Origin of the sequence: Pelomonas candidula (genome assembly GCF_043555985.1) — a bacterium.
In the GTDB taxonomy this organism is placed as follows: Bacteria; Pseudomonadota; Gammaproteobacteria; order Burkholderiales; family Burkholderiaceae_C; genus Pelomonas; species Pelomonas candidula.
The window spans coordinates 81781-99528 of record NZ_JBIGIC010000002.1 but is presented as its reverse complement, the minus strand read 5'-3'; the positions used below and the strand labels follow the sequence as shown (position 1 = coordinate 99528).

23 protein-coding genes are annotated in these 17748 nt (G+C 69.1%); 17 read left to right on the top strand and 6 right to left on the bottom strand.

The genetic code is table 11. The features are described 5' to 3' along the window. Positions 1 to 22: 22 nt before the first annotated feature. The 8 genes from ACG04R_RS04015 (at position 23) to ACG04R_RS03980 (ending at position 7424) form a co-directional block, all read left to right on the top strand. Entirely contained in the window at positions 23 to 1087 is a 1065-nt protein-coding gene (locus tag ACG04R_RS04015) for an AI-2E family transporter (protein WP_394406581.1), read from the top strand. After that, complete coding sequence (gene hda, locus ACG04R_RS04010; RefSeq protein ID WP_394406580.1) at positions 1087 to 1785, top strand: DnaA regulatory inactivator Hda; 699 nt, start codon at positions 1087 to 1089, stop codon at positions 1783 to 1785. The genes ACG04R_RS04015 and hda overlap by 1 nt, the downstream gene beginning before the upstream one ends. Further along, complete coding sequence (locus ACG04R_RS04005; protein WP_394406579.1) at positions 1782 to 2450, top strand: histidinol-phosphatase; 669 nt, start codon at positions 1782 to 1784, stop codon at positions 2448 to 2450. Before hda ends, ACG04R_RS04005 begins: the two co-directional genes overlap by 4 nt. Further along, complete coding sequence (gene pcnB, locus ACG04R_RS04000; RefSeq protein ID WP_394406578.1) at positions 2447 to 4000, top strand: polynucleotide adenylyltransferase PcnB; 1554 nt, start codon at positions 2447 to 2449, stop codon at positions 3998 to 4000. Before ACG04R_RS04005 ends, pcnB begins: the two co-directional genes overlap by 4 nt. Further along, entirely contained in the window at positions 3997 to 4473 is a 477-nt protein-coding gene (gene folK / locus ACG04R_RS03995; RefSeq protein ID WP_394406577.1) for a 2-amino-4-hydroxy-6-hydroxymethyldihydropteridine diphosphokinase, read from the top strand. The genes pcnB and folK overlap by 4 nt, the downstream gene beginning before the upstream one ends. Further along, positions 4445 to 5656, top strand: a complete 1212-nt coding sequence (locus ACG04R_RS03990) for an SLC13 family permease (RefSeq protein ID WP_394406576.1) — start codon at positions 4445 to 4447, stop codon at positions 5654 to 5656. Before folK ends, ACG04R_RS03990 begins: the two co-directional genes overlap by 29 nt. Positions 5657 to 5753: 97 nt before the next feature. Then, on the top strand, positions 5754 to 6401 hold the full coding sequence (locus ACG04R_RS03985; protein ID WP_394406575.1) for a DUF47 domain-containing protein: 648 nt from the start codon (positions 5754 to 5756) through the stop codon (positions 6399 to 6401). 12 nt (positions 6402 to 6413) lie between these two features. Then, positions 6414 to 7424 carry an inorganic phosphate transporter gene (locus tag ACG04R_RS03980; protein ID WP_394406574.1) on the top strand — a complete coding sequence of 337 codons (1011 nt, stop codon included), beginning with the start codon at positions 6414 to 6416 and terminating at the stop codon, positions 7422 to 7424. Positions 7425 to 7472: 48 nt separating this feature from the next. On the opposite strand, the gene ACG04R_RS03975 is transcribed toward ACG04R_RS03980, so the two are convergent. Together ACG04R_RS03975 and ACG04R_RS03970 are read right to left on the bottom strand one after the other, a co-directional pair. After that, the gene (locus ACG04R_RS03975) at positions 7473 to 7904 is read right to left on the bottom strand and encodes a TM2 domain-containing protein (protein ID WP_394406573.1); all 432 of its coding nucleotides are present in this window, start codon (positions 7902 to 7904) and stop codon (positions 7473 to 7475) included. Beyond that, the gene (locus ACG04R_RS03970; RefSeq protein WP_394406572.1) at positions 7901 to 8446 is read right to left on the bottom strand and encodes a GNAT family N-acetyltransferase; all 546 of its coding nucleotides are present in this window, start codon (positions 8444 to 8446) and stop codon (positions 7901 to 7903) included. Before ACG04R_RS03970 ends, ACG04R_RS03975 begins: the two co-directional genes overlap by 4 nt. A 178-nt stretch (positions 8447 to 8624) precedes the next feature. On the opposite strand from ACG04R_RS03970, the gene rpsP reads away from it, so the two are divergent. From rpsP to ACG04R_RS03925, 9 genes are all read left to right on the top strand, one after another. After that, on the top strand, positions 8625 to 8885 hold the full coding sequence (rpsP, locus tag ACG04R_RS03965; RefSeq protein WP_394406571.1) for a 30S ribosomal protein S16: 261 nt from the start codon (positions 8625 to 8627) through the stop codon (positions 8883 to 8885). A 106-nt stretch (positions 8886 to 8991) separates the two neighbouring features. Then, positions 8992 to 9513 carry a ribosome maturation factor RimM gene (rimM, locus tag ACG04R_RS03960; RefSeq protein WP_394406570.1) on the top strand — a complete coding sequence of 174 codons (522 nt, stop codon included), beginning with the start codon at positions 8992 to 8994 and terminating at the stop codon, positions 9511 to 9513. Between the two features lie 11 nt (positions 9514 to 9524). Next, positions 9525 to 10265, top strand: coding sequence for a tRNA (guanosine(37)-N1)-methyltransferase TrmD (trmD, locus tag ACG04R_RS03955; RefSeq protein ID WP_394406569.1), 741 nt, complete (start codon positions 9525 to 9527; stop codon positions 10263 to 10265). 132 nt (positions 10266 to 10397) lie between these two features. Beyond that, positions 10398 to 10751, top strand: coding sequence for a 50S ribosomal protein L19 (rplS, locus tag ACG04R_RS03950; RefSeq protein WP_133604921.1), 354 nt, complete (start codon positions 10398 to 10400; stop codon positions 10749 to 10751). A gap of 68 nt (positions 10752 to 10819) precedes the next feature. After that, the gene (locus ACG04R_RS03945; protein WP_394406568.1) at positions 10820 to 11503 is read left to right on the top strand and encodes a CoA pyrophosphatase; all 684 of its coding nucleotides are present in this window, start codon (positions 10820 to 10822) and stop codon (positions 11501 to 11503) included. Positions 11504 to 11526: 23 nt separating this feature from the next. Further along, a complete protein-coding gene (locus tag ACG04R_RS03940; protein WP_394406567.1) occupies positions 11527 to 12516 on the top strand; it encodes a CobD/CbiB family protein in 990 nt (329 codons plus the stop codon). 5 nt (positions 12517 to 12521) lie between these two features. Further along, positions 12522 to 13547, top strand: coding sequence for a nicotinate-nucleotide--dimethylbenzimidazole phosphoribosyltransferase (cobT, locus tag ACG04R_RS03935; RefSeq protein ID WP_394406566.1), 1026 nt, complete (start codon positions 12522 to 12524; stop codon positions 13545 to 13547). A 2-nt stretch (positions 13548 to 13549) separates the two neighbouring features. Continuing rightward, complete coding sequence (gene cobS, locus ACG04R_RS03930; RefSeq protein ID WP_394406565.1) at positions 13550 to 14311, top strand: adenosylcobinamide-GDP ribazoletransferase; 762 nt, start codon at positions 13550 to 13552, stop codon at positions 14309 to 14311. After that, a complete protein-coding gene (locus ACG04R_RS03925) occupies positions 14311 to 14832 on the top strand; it encodes a histidine phosphatase family protein (RefSeq protein ID WP_394406564.1) in 522 nt (173 codons plus the stop codon). The genes cobS and ACG04R_RS03925 overlap by 1 nt, the downstream gene beginning before the upstream one ends. Here ACG04R_RS03925 and ACG04R_RS03920 read toward each other — a convergent pair. The 4 genes from ACG04R_RS03920 to ACG04R_RS03905 form a co-directional block, all read right to left on the bottom strand. Further along, the gene (locus ACG04R_RS03920; protein ID WP_394406563.1) at positions 14807 to 15007 is read right to left on the bottom strand and encodes an alpha/beta hydrolase family protein; all 201 of its coding nucleotides are present in this window, start codon (positions 15005 to 15007) and stop codon (positions 14807 to 14809) included. The genes ACG04R_RS03925 and ACG04R_RS03920 overlap by 26 nt on opposite strands. Positions 15008 to 15801: 794 nt before the next feature. After that, positions 15802 to 15987, bottom strand: coding sequence for a hypothetical protein (locus ACG04R_RS03915; RefSeq protein ID WP_394406562.1), 186 nt, complete (start codon positions 15985 to 15987; stop codon positions 15802 to 15804). 132 nt (positions 15988 to 16119) lie between these two features. Further along, on the bottom strand, positions 16120 to 16989 hold the full coding sequence (locus tag ACG04R_RS03910) for a Tim44 domain-containing protein (protein WP_394407256.1): 870 nt from the start codon (positions 16987 to 16989) through the stop codon (positions 16120 to 16122). Positions 16990 to 17041: 52 nt separating this feature from the next. Next, positions 17042 to 17746: an SDR family NAD(P)-dependent oxidoreductase gene (locus ACG04R_RS03905; RefSeq protein ID WP_394406561.1), complete on the bottom strand. Its 705-nt coding sequence runs from the start codon at positions 17744 to 17746 to the stop codon at positions 17042 to 17044. Between the last annotated feature and the right edge of the window lie 2 nt (positions 17747 to 17748).

Below are 17748 nucleotides of genomic sequence, written 5' to 3'. Positions count from 1 at the left end.
TCCGCGCCCTCGCGCCCACCTCATGACGATGAAGCTCAGCAAGCACCAACGCACCGCACTGGCCTGGGGCGGCGTCGCCTTCGGGCTGGCGCTGCTGCTGTGGCTGTTGTCGCCCGTGCTGGCGCCGTTCATCGCGGCGCTGGTGCTGGCCTACGCGCTGGCCCCGGCCGTGCAGGTGCTGGTGGACCGGCGCGTGCCGCGGTCGCTGGCGGTGCTGGTGGTCGAGCTGCTGTTCGGCACCGCGCTGCTGGCGCTGCTGCTGCTGGTCCTGCCCATCCTCAGCAAGGAATTGCCGGCGTTGCGCGAGCAGATCCCGGTGCTGGCCAAGCAGGCCAACGACAAGCTCTCGCCCTGGCTGGCCGAGTACGGCGTCTACATGCAGTTGGACCCGGCCAGCATCAAGGCCTTCGTGCTGAAGTACCTGGACGCCAACCTCGAGGACTGGCTCGCCACGGCTCTCAGTTCGGCGCGCATCGGCGGCAGCTTCCTGCTCACCTTCATTGGAAACGCGGTGCTGCTGCCCGTCGTGCTGTTCTACCTGCTGGCCGACTGGCCCAGCCTCGTCGAGCGCATGCGCGCCCTCGTGCCGCTGGCGGCGCGCGACTCGGTCGGCAGCTTCCTCGACGAATGCCACCAGACGCTGGGGCAGTACCTGCGCGGCCAGTTGCTCGTTATGGGTGCGCTGGCCATCTACTACAGCGTGGGCCTGATGCTTGCCCGCTTCGACCTGGCGTTGCCCATCGGCGTCTTCACGGGGCTGGCCGTCTTCATCCCCTACCTGGGCTTCGGCGTGGGCCTGCTGCTGGCGTTGCTGGCCGGCTTGCTGCAATTCGCCAGCTTCTACGGTTTCATCGCGGTGGCCATCGTCTTCGGCATCGGCCAGTTGCTGGAGGGCTTCGTGCTGACGCCGCGCTTTGTCGGCGAGCGCATCGGCATGAGCCCGCTGATGGTCATCTTCGCGCTGCTGGCCTTCGGCCATCTGCTGGGCTTTGTCGGCGTGCTGATCGCGCTGCCGCTGTCCGCCGTGGCGGCCGTCGCAGTGCGTCGCCTGCATCGGGCCTATCTCGCAAGTTCTCTGTTCCGTTGATGAGGCAGATCCCGCTCGCATTGCTGGCGCCGCCCGCGCACAGCTTCGACAACTTCCTGCCCGGCGCCAATGCCGAGGCGCTGGCCTACCTGCTGGGCCTGATGCCGGCTGATCCGCCCGTGCTGCTGTGGGGGCCGACTGGCTCCGGCAAGACGCATCTGCTGCAGGCGCTGGCGGAACGCTGGCAGGCCGCCGGCCAGCGCGTTGCCTGGTACGACGCCGATACCGCCTTGCCGTGGGAGCTGCCCGCCCACGAGAGCCTGCTGCTGCTGGACGACTGCCAGCGCTTCGATGCCGGCCAGCAGCACGCGGCGTTCGCGCTGTTCGTGGCGTCGGCGGGGCAGGGCTACACCGTCGTCGCGACGGCCGATGCGCCCGCCGTCGACCTGAACGTCCGCGAAGACCTGCGCACCCGCCTCGGCTGGGGCCCAAGCTTCCAGCTCACGCCGCTGCGCGAAGCCGAAATGCGCGCCGTGCTACGCCGCGAGGCCGACCGCCGCGGCCTGTTGCTGGGTGACGAGGTGCTGTCCTACCTGCTGACCCGCTTCGAGCGCAACCTCAAGGGCTTGATGTCTCTGCTGGAGCGGCTGGATGAATTCGCCATGGCCAGCAAGCGATCGCTGACCCTGCCGTTGCTGAAGGCCATGCTGGCCGACGAGACCGGCGAAAAGAAAATAGACTCTGACCCCATTTTATGAATCTCACGCTGTTTGACCTGGACGGGACGTTGATCCCGGTGGATTCCGACCATTCCTTCGGCGCCTTCATGGTCGAGGTCGGTTGGGCGGATAGCGAGGCCTGGGGGCGTCGCAATGACGAGTTCTTTGCCCAGTACAACGCCGGCACACTGGACCTGCCGGCCTACGTCGAGTTCGCGACCTCCGCCTGGCGCGGCCGGCCGCTGGACGAGGCGCTGGCGATGCGCGAGCGGTTCATGGAGCAAATCGGCAAGCCGGCGCTGCATCCCGAAGCGATGGCGCTGGTCGAGAAACACCGCGCGGCCGGCGACCTGATCGCGCTGGTCACGGCCACCAACGAGTTCGTCACCGCGCCGTTTGCCGAAGCCTTCGGTATCGAGCATCTGATCGCCGTCCAGCTGGAGCGTGACGAGCAAGGGCGCTACACCGGTGCAATCCGCGGCGTGCCCAGCTTCCGCGAGGGCAAGATCGATCGCGTCGACGCCTGGCTGCAGAGCCTGGGGGCACAATCGGCCGGGTTCGATCGAGTCACCTTCTATAGCGACTCGACCAACGACCTCCCGCTGCTCGAGCGAGTCAGCCACCCGGTGGCGACCAATCCCAGCCCGTCCCTCGCCAAGATCGCCACGGAGCGCGGCTGGCCCCAGTTGCAACTCTTCGCATGATCAAGAAGTTCATCGACAAGCTGCTCGGCAAGCCCGCCGCAGCCACCGGCAAGAAGGCCAGCCCGCTGGGCAAACGCGTCGAGATTCCCGCCGACGTGCATGGCATCGACCCCGACCTGCTCGACGAGCGGGCCGTCAAGGTCGTCAAGACACTGACCGACGCCGGCTTCGAGGCTTACATCGTCGGTGGTGCCGTGCGCGATCTGCTGCTGGGCGTGCGGCCCAAGGACTTCGACGTTGCCACCAACGCGACGCCCCAGCAGGTCAAGGGCCTGTTCCGCCGCGCCTTCATCATCGGCCGGCGTTTCGAGATCGTGCACGTTGTCTACGGCCGTGGTCGCGAGCACGAAGTCATCGAGGTGTCGACCTTCCGCGCGCTGCCCACCGCCGCTACCGAGACCGTTGCCGGCAACGAGAAGACATCCAAGTCCGAGCTGCAGGGCAAGGCCCACGCCGTCGATGCCAGCGGCCGCGTGTTGCGCGACAACGTCTGGGGCCCGCAGGTCGAGGACGCGGCGCGCCGCGACTTCACCGTCAACGCGATGTACTACGACCCGCAGCGCCGACTCGTCGTGGACTACCACGGCGGCCTGGCTGACGCCAAGTCCAAGCTGCTGCGCATGATCGGCGACCCCGAGACCCGCTACCGCGAGGACCCGGTCCGCATCATCCGTGCCGTGCGCTTTGCGGCCAAGCTGGGCTTCACGCTGGAGCCCAGCACGTTGGCGCCGGTCAAGGCCTCGGCCGCGCTGCTGGCCAATGTGCCGGCCTCGCGCTTGTTCGACGAGATGATCAAGCTGCTGCAGACCGGCCACTCGCTGGCCAGCATCGCACAGCTGAAGAAGCTGGGCCTCGGCCGGGGCGTGTTTGCCGTGCTGGACGCCATGCTGACCGAGACCGGTGACCTGCCCGACGGCGTGCGCGGCAAGTTTGTCACCCAGGCGTTCGAGGACACGGACCGCCGTGTCAAGGAAGGCCGCGGCGTCAGCCCCAGCTTCATGCTGGCCTGCATGCTGTGGCACGAGGTGCTGGACCGCTGGACCAAGATCCGCAACGGCGGCGAGCCGCCCGTGCCGGCGCTGGCCCAGGCCATCGACGCCGTCTTCGATGCCCGCATCGGCGATATCTCCGGCCGCGGCAAGCTGGCGGCCGACATGCGCGAGATCTGGATGATGCAGACCCGCTTCGAGCGCCGCACCGGCTCGGGTGTCTTCAGCCTCATCGAACAGCCGCGCTACCGCGCCGGCTTCGACTTCCTGCGCCTGCGGGCCGACGCCGGTGAGATCGACCCGGCGCTGGCCGACTGGTGGGAAGACTTTGCCCTCGGCAGCGACGACGACCGCCAGGCCCTGCTGGCCGACGCCCGCGCATCGCAGCAGAAGCAGCCACGCGTGGTGCGCGCGCCGCGTCCGTCGGCCGAAGCCGAGGCGCCGGCCGACGACGAGGCCGACACGGTCGTCGATGCCCCTGCGAAGAAGCGCCGCCGCCGTCGCCGCAAGCCCGGTGGTGGCGGGGAGGGCGCTGGCGCACCGGCGCCCGCAGCCGAGTGAGCTCGCGCGCCTACGTCGGCCTCGGTGCCAACCTCGGTGCCGACCTTTCCGCGACGCTGACGCTGGCCGCGCTGCGCATGGCCGCGCTGCCGGGCACGCACGTCGCTGCGCTGTCCAGCGTCTGGCGCAGCGCGCCTGTCGATGCGGCAGGGCCAGACTTCCTGAACGCCGTCGTCGCTCTGGACACGGCGCTGTCGCCCATCGAATTGCTGGATGCGCTGCAGGCGATCGAGCAGGCGCATGGCCGCGAGCGTCCCTACCGCAACGCGCCGCGCACGCTGGACCTGGACCTGCTGCTCTACGCCGATGTCGTGCTCGACACGCCGAGGCTGACGCTGCCGCATCCGCGCCTGGGCGAGCGCGCCTTCGTGCTGCACCCGCTGCTGGAGATCGCGCCCCATCTGACCGCGCTCGCCGTGGGCGAGGTGTGGCAACAGCAGCGCATTGAGCGCCTGGGGCCGTTGTCGCTCTGACGCCCGGCTGGGCCCATTCCATGCTCTCTTGTCTCGCGAAAGCCTGCGCCCCTCGATGATCGACACGCTTCGCCGGGTGGGCCGAGGGCTGCGCGAGGACCGTTTCTTCCAGGTCCTGCTGCTGGGGCTGCTGGTGCTCAGTGCGGTGGCGCCGAGTCGCATCCCGACCTATGCCGCGCTGGTCGACTGGCCAACGATGGCCGCGCTGACCGGCCTGCTGGCGCTGACCCAGGGGCTGGAGCTCAGCGGAGCGCTGAACCGGCTGGGCCATGCCCTGGTGGCGGCGATGGCCACCGAGCGGGCCGCTGCGCTGGTGCTGGTATCGGCGGCGGCGTTGTTGTCCACGGTGTTGACGAACGACGTGGCTCTGTTCGTTGTCGTACCGCTGACACTGGGTGTGTGCCGGCTCGCCCGTCTGCAGGCGACACCGTTGATCGTTTTCGAGGCGCTGGCGGTGAACGTCGGCTCGGCGCTGACGCCGATCGGTAACCCGCAGAACCTGTTTCTCTGGCAGCTTGCCAAGGTGCCGTTCGGCGTGTTTGTCTGGCATCTGCTGCCGCTTGTGATGGCGCTGATGGCGCTGCTGCTGCTGCTGACGGCACTCGTGTTCCCTGGCCGGCCCATCCAGGTGCATGACGAGGCTGCGCCGTTGCCGCTGCATCGCGGCCTGCTGGCGGTGTCGCTGGGGCTGTACCTGCCGTTCCTGGCGGCCACCGATCTGCATCACGCCGGCTGGGCCGCCGCCGCAGTGCTGGCGGTGTTCATGGTCGTGCGGCCCGCCGTGCTGGCGCGCCTGGACTGGGGGCTGCTGCTGGTCTTCGTGCTGATGTTCATCGACCTGCGCCTGCTGGCCGGGCTCGACGCGGTGCGTCACGCCATGCTCGCGCTGCAACTGGAGCGGCCGGCGCATCTTTTCTTCGCGGCCATTGGCGCGAGTCAGCTCGTCAGCAACGTACCGGCCGCTATCGCGCTGGCCGAGTACACCGGGGATTGGCGGGTGCTGGCCTATGGCGTGAACATCGGCGGTTTCGGGCTGATGGTCGGCTCCCTGGCCAACCTGATCGCGCTGCGGCTGTCGGGCGATCGCCGGGCCTGGCTGCTGTTCCATGTCTATGCGATTCCCGCGCTGTGCGTCGCGGCCGCGCTGGGTTACGGGCTGCTGTTCGTCGCCTTGCCGGGCTGAGCGGGTGGTGGTGTTGCCGCCGGTTTGCGTCGGCCTGATGACGATTCGGTGACAAGCCCCGGTAAACTGCGCGCCTTCCAGAAATCCAAGGACGCCCATGCTGTTTGGGAAGCTGCTGCCCCGCGAGGGCAATTTTTTTGAGCTGTTCAACGAGCACGCCGCCTTCATCGCGGAGGGTGCACGCGCCTTCCTGCTGATGATCGAGAACTATGCAGATCCGGCGCAGCGCCAGCAGTACGCGGACGCCGTCGACAAGGCCGAGCACGCTGCCGACCGAGTGACGGCCGAGGTGAATCGCCTGCTGCACCGCACCTTCATCACGCCCATCGACCGCGAGCAGATCCACGGCCTCATCAATGCCATGGACGACATCGTCGACCTGCTGCAGGACTCGTCCGAGACGCTGTCGTTGTACGACGTGCGTGCCGTGCCCGAGCAGGTGCTGCAGCTGGCCACGCTGTCGGTGCGCTGCTGCGAGCGCGTGCAGCACGCCGTGACGCTGCTGCCTCACCTCAGCAAGCCGGCCACGACCGAGGCGGCGATCAAGACCTGCGAGGAGATTGACCGCCTGGAGTCCGATGCCGACCGCGTCATGCGCTCGGCCATGTCGCGCCTGTTCCGCGAGGAGGCCGATGTGCGCGAACTCATCAAGCTCAAGGCCATCTACGAGCAGCTCGAATCCATCTCCGACCGTTGCGAGGACGTCGCCAACCTGATCGAGGGCATCGTCCTCGAGAACTCCTGATCCGGCGCCCCCATGGCATCCGCTGAGATCGCCTTCTGGGTGGTGGCCCTGCTCGTCGTGCTGGCGCTGCTGTTCGACTTCATGAACGGCTTCCACGATGCCGCCAACTCGATAGCCACCGTCGTCTCGACCGGCGTGCTGAAGCCCCAGCAGGCCGTGCTGTTCGCCGCTTTCTTCAACGTCGTTGCCATCGCGATCTTCCAGCTCAAGGTGGCCGCCACTGTGGGCAAGGGCATCGTCGAGCCCGGCGTCGTCGACCACCACGTCGTCTTCGGTGCGCTGATGGGCGCCATCGCGTGGAACTTCATCACCTGGTGGCGGGGCATCCCGTCGAGTTCCTCGCATGCGCTGATCGGCGGCATCGTCGGTGCCGTGATCGCCAAGGCCGGGCCGGATGCACTGGTTGGCGCGGGCATCTGGAAGACGGTGGCCTTCATCGTCATCTCGCCGCTGCTGGGCTATGTGCTGGGCTCGCTGATGATGGTGCTGGTCGCGTGGATATGCCGCAACACGTCGCCGCTGCGCGTGGACCGGTGGTTCCGCCGCCTGCAGCTCGTGTCGGCCGGGCTTTACAGCCTGGGCCATGGTGGCAACGACGCGCAGAAGACCATCGGCCTGATCTGGATGCTGCTGATCGCCGCGGGCATGGTCTCGGTCGGCGACAAGTCGCCGCCGACCTGGGTCATCTTCGCTTGCTACATCGCCATCGGCATGGGCACGATGTTCGGTGGCTGGCGCATCGTGCAGACGATGGGCCAGCGCATCACCAAGCTCAAGCCGGTCGGCGGCTTCTGCGCCGAGACCGGCGGTGCGATCACGCTGTTCGTCGCAACGGCGCTGGGCGTGCCGGTGTCGACGACGCACACCATCACCGGTGCCATCGTCGGCGTGGGCTCGGTGCAGCGCGCTTCGGCCGTGCGCTGGGGTGTGGCGGGCACCATCGTCTGGGCGTGGATCTTCACGATCCCCGCCGCGGCGGTCGTGGCCGGCATCTGCTACTGGATCAGCTTCACGCTGTATTGATCCGTTCCGGTCCGGCGACGCGGGGCCGCGCACGGGATGCGCGGCAGCTCAGGGGCCGTCGGCCTGGGATTCGAAATATCGTTGCGCGCTGAAGGCGATGGTCGACATCAGCGTGATGCCGCCGATGAAGACGCACAGCACGACGCCGATGATCGCGGCCCAGCCGCCAGTCGATGCGGGCTGGCCGGCGTTGAAGCGCTGGTTCCAGCGCTCGTCCGGCGTCAGGCCGTAGACGATGCCGCCCAGCAGCGCCGCGACCAGGCTCGCGCCCAGCAGCGGGATCAACAACCAGGCCAGGCGGTCGTCCTGTCCCAGCGAGTCCATGCGCTGCACGCCGATCAGGCCGAGCAATGTCGGCAGCGGGAACAGCCAGCCCCAGCGGTCCTTCAGGCCGTGCAGGTAGAAGCGGTGCAGTCCGAAGACGCCTACGGTCAGGGCCAGCCAGGTGGCGACGGCCTTATGTTTGATGGCGCCGTTCATTCCGCCGCGACGCCGTCGCCCAGGCCCAGCGGGCGCCGCATCAGCACGACGTCCAGCCAGCGGCCGAACTTCCAGCCAGCACTTTTCAGCACGCCGGTGTGCTGAAAGCCCAGCGCCGTGTGCACGCCGATGGAGCCGGCGTTGTCGGCATCACCGATGACGGCCAGCATCTGGCGCGCACCGGCCGCCTCGCAGCGGGCCATCAGCTCGGCCAGCAGCAGTCGGCCCACGCCCTGGCCCTGGGCGGCAGGGGCGAGATAGATGGAGTCCTCGACACAGAAACGGTAGGCCAGGCGAGGGCGGAAGTAGTTGGCGTAGGCGTAGCCCAGGATCTCGCCGTCGCGCTCGGCGACCAGCCAGGGGAGGTGGCGGCCGAGCACCTCGGCGCGGCGGCGCCCCATTTCCTCGACGTCGGGCACTTCGGTCTCGAAGGTGCCGGTGCCTTCCAGCACGGCCTGGGCGTAGATGGCCTGGATGGCAGGCAGGTCGGCGTCGGTGCTGGGGCGCAGCGTCAGGGGCGAGGCGGAGGCAGGGTGTGACATAGTGGTCCGGATCGAATCCGATCGAGTTTATAATGCGCGGTTTTGGCGCCGGTCGCTGCTCTGCAAGGGGCTGCGGCGTATCTACGGAGGCCAGCCCCTCGCAGGGGGTTCCTGCTATCCGACTTGCTCGCCCTGAGTGTCTCCTCGTGCGGTGGTCGCCCAATTTTTAGGAAACATCATGGTTGTCATTCGTCTCGCTCGCGGCGGTTCCAAGAAGCGCCCCTTCTACAACATCGTCGTTGCCAACAGCCAGCAACGCCGTGACGGCCGCTTCATCGAGCGCGTCGGCTTCTACAACCCCATCGCCGCCGGCGCTGCAGAAAAGCTGCGCGTGGCGCAGGACCGCGTCAGCTACTGGATCGGTGTCGGCGCTCAGCTGTCGCCCACCGTGGCCCGCCTGGTTGACGACGCCAAGAAGGCCGCCGTCGCTGCCGCCTAAGTTCGGCGTGGCAGGCAACAAGCCTCAGCAAGACGGCGCCTCGGCGCCGTCTTTTGCTTCCAGGGGCGCTTCGGCGCCTTCTGGTGAATCCTGGCCTGAGGATCTCGTGCCGGTCGGCCGAATCCTGGATGCCTGGGGCATCAAGGGCGGCCTGAAGGTGCAGGCCTATTCGACCGACGCCGATGCGCTGTTCAGCGCCAAGCGCTGGTACCTCAAGTCCACCGGCCCCAAGCCGGGTCAGGCGCAGCTGGCCGTGCGTTCGGTGCGCGAGCAGGGCGAGGGCATCGTTGCGATGGTCGATGGCGTGGACGACCGCAACGCTGCCGAGGCGCTGCGCGGCCATGAGATCTACGTCCCCCGCAGTGACTTCCCGCGCACGCCCGATGGCGAGTACTACTGGGTCGACCTGATCGGCCTGGACGTCGTCAACCGCGAGAACCAGCCGCTGGGTCGTGTCATCGGCCTCATCGACACCGGCCCGCACGCCGTGCTGCGCATCCTGCCGCCCGGCGTGGAAGAACCGGCCAAGCCCGACCAGGAGCGGCTGATCCCGTTCGTCGGTGCCTTCGTTGACGACGTGAGCCTCGAAGCCAGGCGCATCACGGTCGACTGGGGTCTGGACTTCTGAGCCGGGGCTCCATGCGCTTCGACATCCTGACGATCTTCCCGGAGCTGTTCGCGCCGCACCTGACGCATGGCGTCACGCGGCGCGCCTTCGAGAGTCGCCAGGTCGACGTGCGCTTCTGGCCGCTGCGCGATTTCGCCGACGACAACTATCGCCGCGTCGACGACCGGCCCTACGGTGGTGGTCCCGGCATGGTCATGCTGGTGGAGCCGTTGGAGAAGGCGCTGGCCGCCGCCAAAGCCGACCGCGGCGAGGCTGAGCCGGTCGTCATCCACTTCACGCCCACCGGCGACCGCATCGACCAGCCACTCGTGCAGCAGCTGGCCGCCGGTCCCGGCGCCATCCTGCTGTGCGGCCGCTACGAAGGCATCGATCAGCGCGTGCTCGACCGTCACGTGACGCTGGAGCTGAGCCTGGGCGACTTCGTGCTGTCCGGCGGCGAGCTGCCGGCGCTGGCGCTGCTGGACGCGGTCGCCCGACTGCAGGACGGCGTGCTGGGCGATGCGCAGTCGCACCAGCAGGACAGTTTCTCCGACGGCCTGCTGGACTGTCCGCACTACAGCCGCCCCGAGACGCTACCCGATGGCCGCGACGTACCGGCCGTGCTGATGTCCGGCCACCATGCCGACATCAGGCGTTGGCGTCGCGAGCGCTCGCTGGCGCTGACCGCCGCGCGCCGCCCCGAGCTCATCGCCGCCGCTCGCGCCGCGGGCCGGCTCAGCAAGGCCGACGAGGCTTTCCTGGCCAAGCTCTAGGCAAAACCCGCAATTCAGGCTATATTAGCTGGCTGTCCGATCCTCTGGCGGGTCGAGTGGCTGATGAATTTTCGGATTCGCGGCTGCAAACATCCCGATAAATAGCGCTCCGCCAAGATCCCAGGAGTACAGATGAACCTGATCCAAACTCTTGAGCAAGAAGAAATTGCTCGCCTGAACAAGACCATCCCGGCCTTCGCCCCCGGCGACACCGTGATCGTCAGCGTGAACGTCGTTGAAGGCACCCGCAAGCGCGTGCAGGCCTACGAAGGCGTCGTCATCGCCAAGCGCAACCGCGGCCTGAACAGCAGCTTCATCGTCCGCAAGATCTCCAGCGGCGAAGGCGTCGAGCGTACGTTCCAGCTGTACAGCCCCCTGATCGCCTCGATCGAAGTCAAGCGCCGCGGTGACGTCCGCCGCGCCAAGCTGTACTACCTCCGCCAGCGTTCGGGCAAGTCGGCGCGTATCAAGGAGAAGCTGGCCTAATCAGCCGGTTCCCACCGCCAAAGCCGCCAGGAGCTACGCTCTCGGCGGCTTTTGTTTTTTCGCACCGCATGACCCGTCCCGTCATCACCCAGCCCCAGCTCGTGCCGGTCACGAGCATCGACGACCACCTGCCGGCGGTGCAGCCCGAGGCGCTCACCGCCGAAGCCATCCGTGCCCGGCTCGCGGCGCTGTCAAACTGGTCCCCCGAGTTCGTCGGTGACGGCGGCCTGTTCACCAACCGCGAGCCCGCCGGCGCCGCCGTCCTCGTGCCGTTGGTGCGGCGCGACGAAGGCCTGACGCTGCTGCTGACCCGCCGCACCGACCACCTGCGCGACCACGCCGGTCAGATCAGCTTCCCCGGCGGTCGTGTCGAGCCGGAGGACGACGGCCCCGTCGCCACCGCGCTGCGCGAGACCGAGGAAGAAATCGGCCTGCCGCGCGATTTCATCCGTGTCATCGGCCAGTTGCCCGTCTACTCGACGGTGACGGCCTTCCAGGTCACGCCGGTCGTCGCGCTCGTCGAGCCGGGCTTCACGTTGACGCTGGACAGCTTCGAGGTGGCCGAGGCCTTCGAGGTGCCGCTGGCCTTCCTGATGAACCCCGCCCACCATCGCCACCACCGTTTCGAGTTCGGCGGCACGGAGCGCCGCTTCCTGTCCATGCCGTGGCCGGGGCCGGAACGCGAGTACTTCATCTGGGGCGCGACGGCCGCGATGTTGCGCAACCTCTACCGACTGCTCAGCGAGGCCTGACGGCGCCACTATCATCCCGGCCCATGAATTTCTTCGCGGTGCTGCTGGCCCTGTTGTGTGAACAACTCAAGCCCCTGAGGCATGGCAACCGTGTGCACCAGTCGGTCATCAACTGGGTGCGCTGGACGGGGCGCAACTTCGATGCCGGTGGCGAGCACCACGCGGTCATCGTCTGGATCATCACGGTCATCGTGCCCGGCCTTGCGCTGACGCTGGCTTATTGGGCGCTGCGCCACTTCAGCCTGCTGCTGGCGCTGGCGCTGAACGTCCTCGTGCTCTACCTGACGCTGGGCTTCCGGCAGTTCAGCCACTACTTCACCGACATCCGCGACGCGCTGGAGCGAGGCGACGACCTGACCGCGCGCCAGCTGCTGGCCGACTGGCGCCACCTCGACGCCAGCGAGTTGCCGCGCACGGAGCTGATCCGCCACGTCATCGAGCATTCGCTGCTGGCCGCGCACCGCCACGTCTTCGGCGTGTTCTTCTGGTTCATCGTCTGCTCGACGATCGGCCTGGGCCCGGCCGGCGCGGTGGTCTATCGCATGGCCGAGTTCGCCAGCCGCTACTGGGCCTTCAAGAGCCGCACGCTGGACGCGCCCACCAACGCGCGTCTGCTGGCGCTGTCGCGTCAGGCCTTCGTCTGGATCGACCACGTGCCCGCGCGGCTGACGGCCACAGGCTTCGCCATCGTTGGCAACTTCGAGGAAGCCGTGAACGCCTGGCGTCGCGACGCCTCGCTGTGGCTGCATCCCAACGAAGGCATCATCCTCGCGTCCGCCGCCGGTGCCGTGGGCCTGCAGCTTGGTGGCGCCGCGGCGCCGGGCATCACGCCGGACCGCAGCCGCACCTTCGACGCCGGCTCCGAGCCCGAAGCCACCGGCGCCGCCGGCTCCACGGCCGGCGCGCTGCCGCAGCTGGCCCACCTGCAGAGCGTCGTGGGCCTGGTGTGGCGCTCGGTCGTGCTGTGGATGCTGCTCCTCGCCCTTTTGAGTCTGGCCAACCTCGTCGGCTGACCCCCATGAACTTTTCTGAACTGCCGGTGCTCGCCGAGCCCGGCCTTGCCGCGCGTGTGCAGCACGCCATCGATCACAAGACCAAGCCCCTGGGCGCGCTGGGCCGAGTCGAGGCGCTGGCGTTGCAGCTGGCGTTGATCCAGGGCGTCGAACGGCCCGCGCTGCGAGAGCCGCAGCTGGTCGTCTTTGCGGCCGATCACGGCCTGTCGCGGCGCGGCGTGTCGGCCTATCCGCGCGAAGTCACGCCGCAGATGGTGGCCAACATGCTGGCCGGTGGTGCTGCCGTGTCGGTGCTGGCGCGCCAGCAGGGCCTGGCGCTGACGATCGCGGACTGCGGCGTCGATGCGCCTCTGGCCGACGGCGCCGTGGACCTGCGCATCGCGCCGGGTACCGCCGACGCCAGCATCGGCCCGGCCATGACGGGCGAGCAGGCCGGGCGCGCGCTGCGCAACGGCATGGCCCTCGTCGAGCGGCTGCCGGGCAACGCGCTGTTGCTGGGCGAGATGGGCATCGGCAACACGTCTTCTGCCAGCCTGCTGATGCAGCGGCTGACAGGCCTGCCGCTGGTTGACTGCGTGGGCCGTGGCACGGGGCTGGACGACGCCGGCGTGGCGCGCAAGCTGGCCGTGCTGGGCGAGGCATTGGCCGTCAACGCCGGCGCGCAGGCGCCGCTGCAGATCGCTGCGGCGCTGGGCGGCTTCGAGATCGTCACGATGGCCGGCAGCGTCATTGCCGCGGCCGCACAGCGCCGCGTCGTCGTCGTCGACGGCTTCATCACGACTGCGGCCGTTGCACTGGCCGAGGCGCTGCGCCCGGGCGTGCTGGCGGCCTGCGTGTTCGCACATTGCTCGGCCGAAGGGCCGCATGCGCGCTGGCTGCAGCAACTGGGTGCCCGCCCGCTGCTGGATCTGGACCTGCGCCTGGGCGAAGGCAGCGGCGCGGCATTGGCCTGGCCGCTGCTGCCCGCCGCCTGCGCGCTGCTGGCCGACATGGCCAGCTTCGAGAGCGCCGGCGTCAGCAACCGCGACTGAGCATGCGGCTGTTCCTCGTCGCGCTGCAGTTCCTGACGCGGCTGCCGGTGCGGCTGCGGCGCTTCGAGCCGGCGTGGCTGAACGACTGCGTGCGGCACTTCCCGCTGGTCGGCACGCTGGTTGGCGCGGTTGGCGCGGCGGTGCTGGTGGGCGCGGCGCAGCTGTGGCCGGCCTGGGTGGCAGCCGTGCTGGCGCTGGCGGCGACGGTCGCGCTGACGGGCGGCTTCCACGAGGACGGCCTGGCCGACACCTTCGACGCGCTGGGCGGCGTCGTGCCGCGCGACAAGGCGCTGGCCATCATGAAGGACTCGCGCATCGGCAGCTACGGTGCGCTGGCGCTGGGCCTGTCGTTGCTGCTGCGCGCCGCGCTGCTGGCCGTGCTGGCGACGCGGCCGATGCTGGGCGCCGTGGCGGCGCTGCTGGCCAGCCATGCACTGGCGCGGGCGGCGGCGGTGGGCGTCATGGTCAGCCTTCCGTACGGCGGCGATGTCGAGCATGCCAAGGCCAAGCCGTTGGCGCTGGCCGTCGCGCTGCACAACTTCGTCATCGCTATCGGCTGGTGTGCGCTGCTGCTGGCCGCGTTGACGGTGGCGGGCGTCCACGTGCCCAAGCTGGCCACGGCGGTCGTGGCGGCCGCGTTTGCGGCCTTCGTGATGCGCCAGTGGCTGCAGTGCCGCCTGAGCGGCTACACGGGTGACGGCCTGGGCGCCACCGAGCAACTCGCAGAGATCGCCGTGCTGCTGGCCTTCACGGCCTCGTTCTGATGTTCACGATCTGGCGGCATCCGAAGCCGCAAGGCGCCGAGGGGCGCTGCATCGGCGGGCGCACGGACCTGCCGGTGGACCCGCGCAAGGCGAAGCGCCTGGCACACCGCATCCGCGCCCACGCTCGTCGCCACGGGCTGCCGCGCGACGTCGTCACGTCGCCGCTGGCGCGTGCGGCCGACGTAGGGCGTTGGCTGCAGGGCTGGGGCTTTCGCTGGCGCGTCGATGCCACGCTGGCCGAGATGGACTTCGGCGCCTGGGACGGGCGCTCATGGCGCGACATCTCGCAGCAGGAGTTCGACCGCTGGATGGCCGACTTCGGCGGCTTCGCGTTCGACGGCGGTGAGTCACTGTCTCAGCTGATCACCCGCGCCGCCGCGTGGCAGCCGCAGTGCGTGCTGGCGGTCGGCCACGGCGGCTGGATCAACGCCCGCCTGTGGTCCGGTGGCAAGCCGACACCGGCCGACTGGCCGATGCCGCTCGCCTACGGCCGGGCTACTTCAGCACCGTCTGCTGCATGAACAGGACCGTTGCGTAGTCCTGGTAGTCCTGGTTCTCCTTCTTCTGGAAGCCATGGCCTTCGTTCTCGGCGCGCAGGTACCAGACCGGCGTGCCGCTCTCGCGGACCTTGGCGACGATCTGCTCGGCCCCGGTGTAGGGCACACGCGGGTCGTTCCTGCCCTGCACGACGAACAACGGCCTGGCCCGGGCCCTGGGCGTTGCTGACCGTGAAGGCCAGCTCGCCGTGGGCCGTGTCGTAGTGGGCGGTGCCGACGCTGCCTGCCGGTAGCTGCGGTGTCGGCAGTTCCCTGGCCGTGGCGGCGTCGAAGAAATGCAGCTCCTCCCGGCCGTCGACGTTGAACCGGGCAGCCGGCTTGCTGCTGTCCGCGGTCAGTGTGACGCCGTTGACGTCCCAGGGGATGTGGCTGCTGACGAGGTCGATGCGGCCTGGATTCGGGCCTGCCAGGTCCAGTCGCGCCAGCTCGCGGAACTCGCCGGCGCGGTTGGTGGTGATCCACAGCGTGCGGTCGTCCGGCGCCCAGCCGGCGGGCGCGTAGGTCGCCTTGGACTCCGGGCTGCCTGCGGCCGGCGCAACCTGCCTGGGCACGCCGCTGCTCAGGTCCAGCATCCAGACCTGCGACTCGTTGGCTGACAGGTAGCGCGTCAGCGCGACGAGGCGCTCGTCGGGCGACACCCGGCTGGCGCTCCAGCCGCCGCCGTCCAGTTCGGCCAGCTTGCGTTGGGCTTCGGGCTTCTCGGGGTCCATCAGTCACAGCGTCGTCGTGATCCTGCTGCGCGTGCCGCCCTGGGCCGTGCGGTCGATGGGTACGGCGGCGTAGATCAGCTGGCCGCTCTTGCGCAACCAGGCATTCGTCGCATGGCGCTCGTTGGGGGGGCGTCAGCAGCACGGGCTGGGCGCCGGTCTCGTCCAGCGGCAGGCGGTAGAGCTGGGTCACCTCGTTGCCGCCGATGGCGTGCTCGAAGACGGCCTAGCGGCCGGTGCGCGGCTCGTAGGTTGCCCGGGGCACGGGGTCGATGCCGTCGGTCAGCTGCCGGCCCTCCGCCAGCGGTGAGGTCGCGCGGAACAACTGGGCCGCCAGGCTCTGCGACATGGGCGGGATGCCTTGCACGAAGAGACGGGCGTGGCTTCCGGCGCGGGTGGCGCGGAGGCGCACGCCGCCAGCAGGGTGATGCCGAGGGCGCTGAGGCGGAGACGGATCACGAGGCGGTCTCGGAAAGAGGAATGGGCGCTCGAAGCGCCCATTTCCGTGGGAGTGTGGGTCGGGGCTAACCCGCCGTGACGTGGGTCATGCGGTCTGCTGGATGCCGGCGATCAGCCAGCCGTCGCCGGCCTTGGCCAGGTGCCAGACTTCATCGAAGTCCACGGCCACCTGCTGGCTGTCTTCGCGCACGAGGCCCGAGAAGCGCACGGAGACGATCTGCTCGCCGTTCTCGGTCGCCACGTCGACGACGCTGGCGTCCAGCCGCAGCACCTCGGTACGCTGGGTGCCGTTGCCACGTTCCAGCAGGTCGTGCTGGATGCCGGCGTACATCTGCGGCGTCGTGAAGCGGCGCAGGTCGGCCTGGTCGCCGGCGTCGTTGGCCGCTTGCAGGCGGATGAACACCTGCTTGGCGAGCTTCTCGAAGCCGGCGGTGTCGAAATCAGCGGGCAGGGCAGGCGCGGCAGGTGCTGCAGCCGCGGCGGTGGGCTGCGCGTTCCAGACCGGCTGCTGCGGCTGGGCTTCGAAGTTCATGCCGTGAGCGCCGGCCAGTTGCGGCGACGCCGGTTTGGCGAAGCGGCGCATCAGGAAGCGGATGACGAACACCGCCACAAGGCCCAGCAGCACCATCGTCATGATGTTGGCCAGGCCCTCGCCGAAGCCGAAATGGCTGGCCAGTGCGGCGATGCCGAGGCCGGCAGCCAGGCCGGCGAGCGGACCCATCCATGAGCGCTTGGGTGCGGCGGCGGGAGCTGCCGGCGTGGCAGTCGCCTGCTTGGTCGGCGCGGCTTGCTGAGGCGCAGCGGGCTGCTGGGCAGGCGGGGTGTTGGGCGTGGTCTGCGTGGGCACGCTGCGCTTCATGCCGCCGCTGCCCAGGCGCTTGGCTTCGGCGTCGTGGGCGGGCAGGGTGACGGCCAGCGAGGCGGCCAGGGTCACGGCGAGGATGCGGTTCACGATGGATCTCCTGATGAAGCGACGAGCAGGAAGCTGCCGGCGCGACTCAGAATTTTCAAGCGTCACGGATGTCCGATATGACGGTTTTTCCGAAGTCTGGCCGCCGCAAAAACTGAATGATGGACGCCGCGGTCGCCTCGGCGGTCTGCAGCTGGCCGCCGTCCTTCAGGCCCTGGAAGCGCGTCCGCTCGGGGAAGCGGGCCAGGTCCGCACCGCGCAACTGCACCTGCATGTCGGTATCGATGACACCCGGTGCCAGCGATACGACGCCGACTTCGGGCGCCTCCAGCGCCAGTGCGCGGCTGAGGTGGTCCAGCCCGGCCTTGACGGCGCAGTAGCTCGCGCTGCCAGCCATCGCACGGCGGCCGAGGCCGGAGGAGATGTTGAGGATGCGGCGCGCCGGCACGCCGGCCGTCTCGGCGAGGAAGACGCGGCTCAGCAGCATGGGCGCCTCCAGCCCGACGCGTAGCGCAACGGACAGCTCGCCGAGGTCGGTGGCGGCCAGCGGGCCGGGCGCGCTCAGCAGGGCGGCGTTGTTGATCAGCGTGGCGCTGTGCCAGCCGGTGTTGGCCCGCAGCCAGGCCTGCAGCCGCTCGGCGGCGGGCATCGGGTCGGCGAGGTCCAGCGTCCACTGTTCGGCCTGCAAGGCGGGATTGCTTTTGCGGGCGATGCCGATGACGGTGTGGCCCGGCTGGGTCAGCTGTTCGACAAGGGCCGCGCCGAGGCCGCGGGAACTGCCGGTGACGATGTAGAGATGCATGG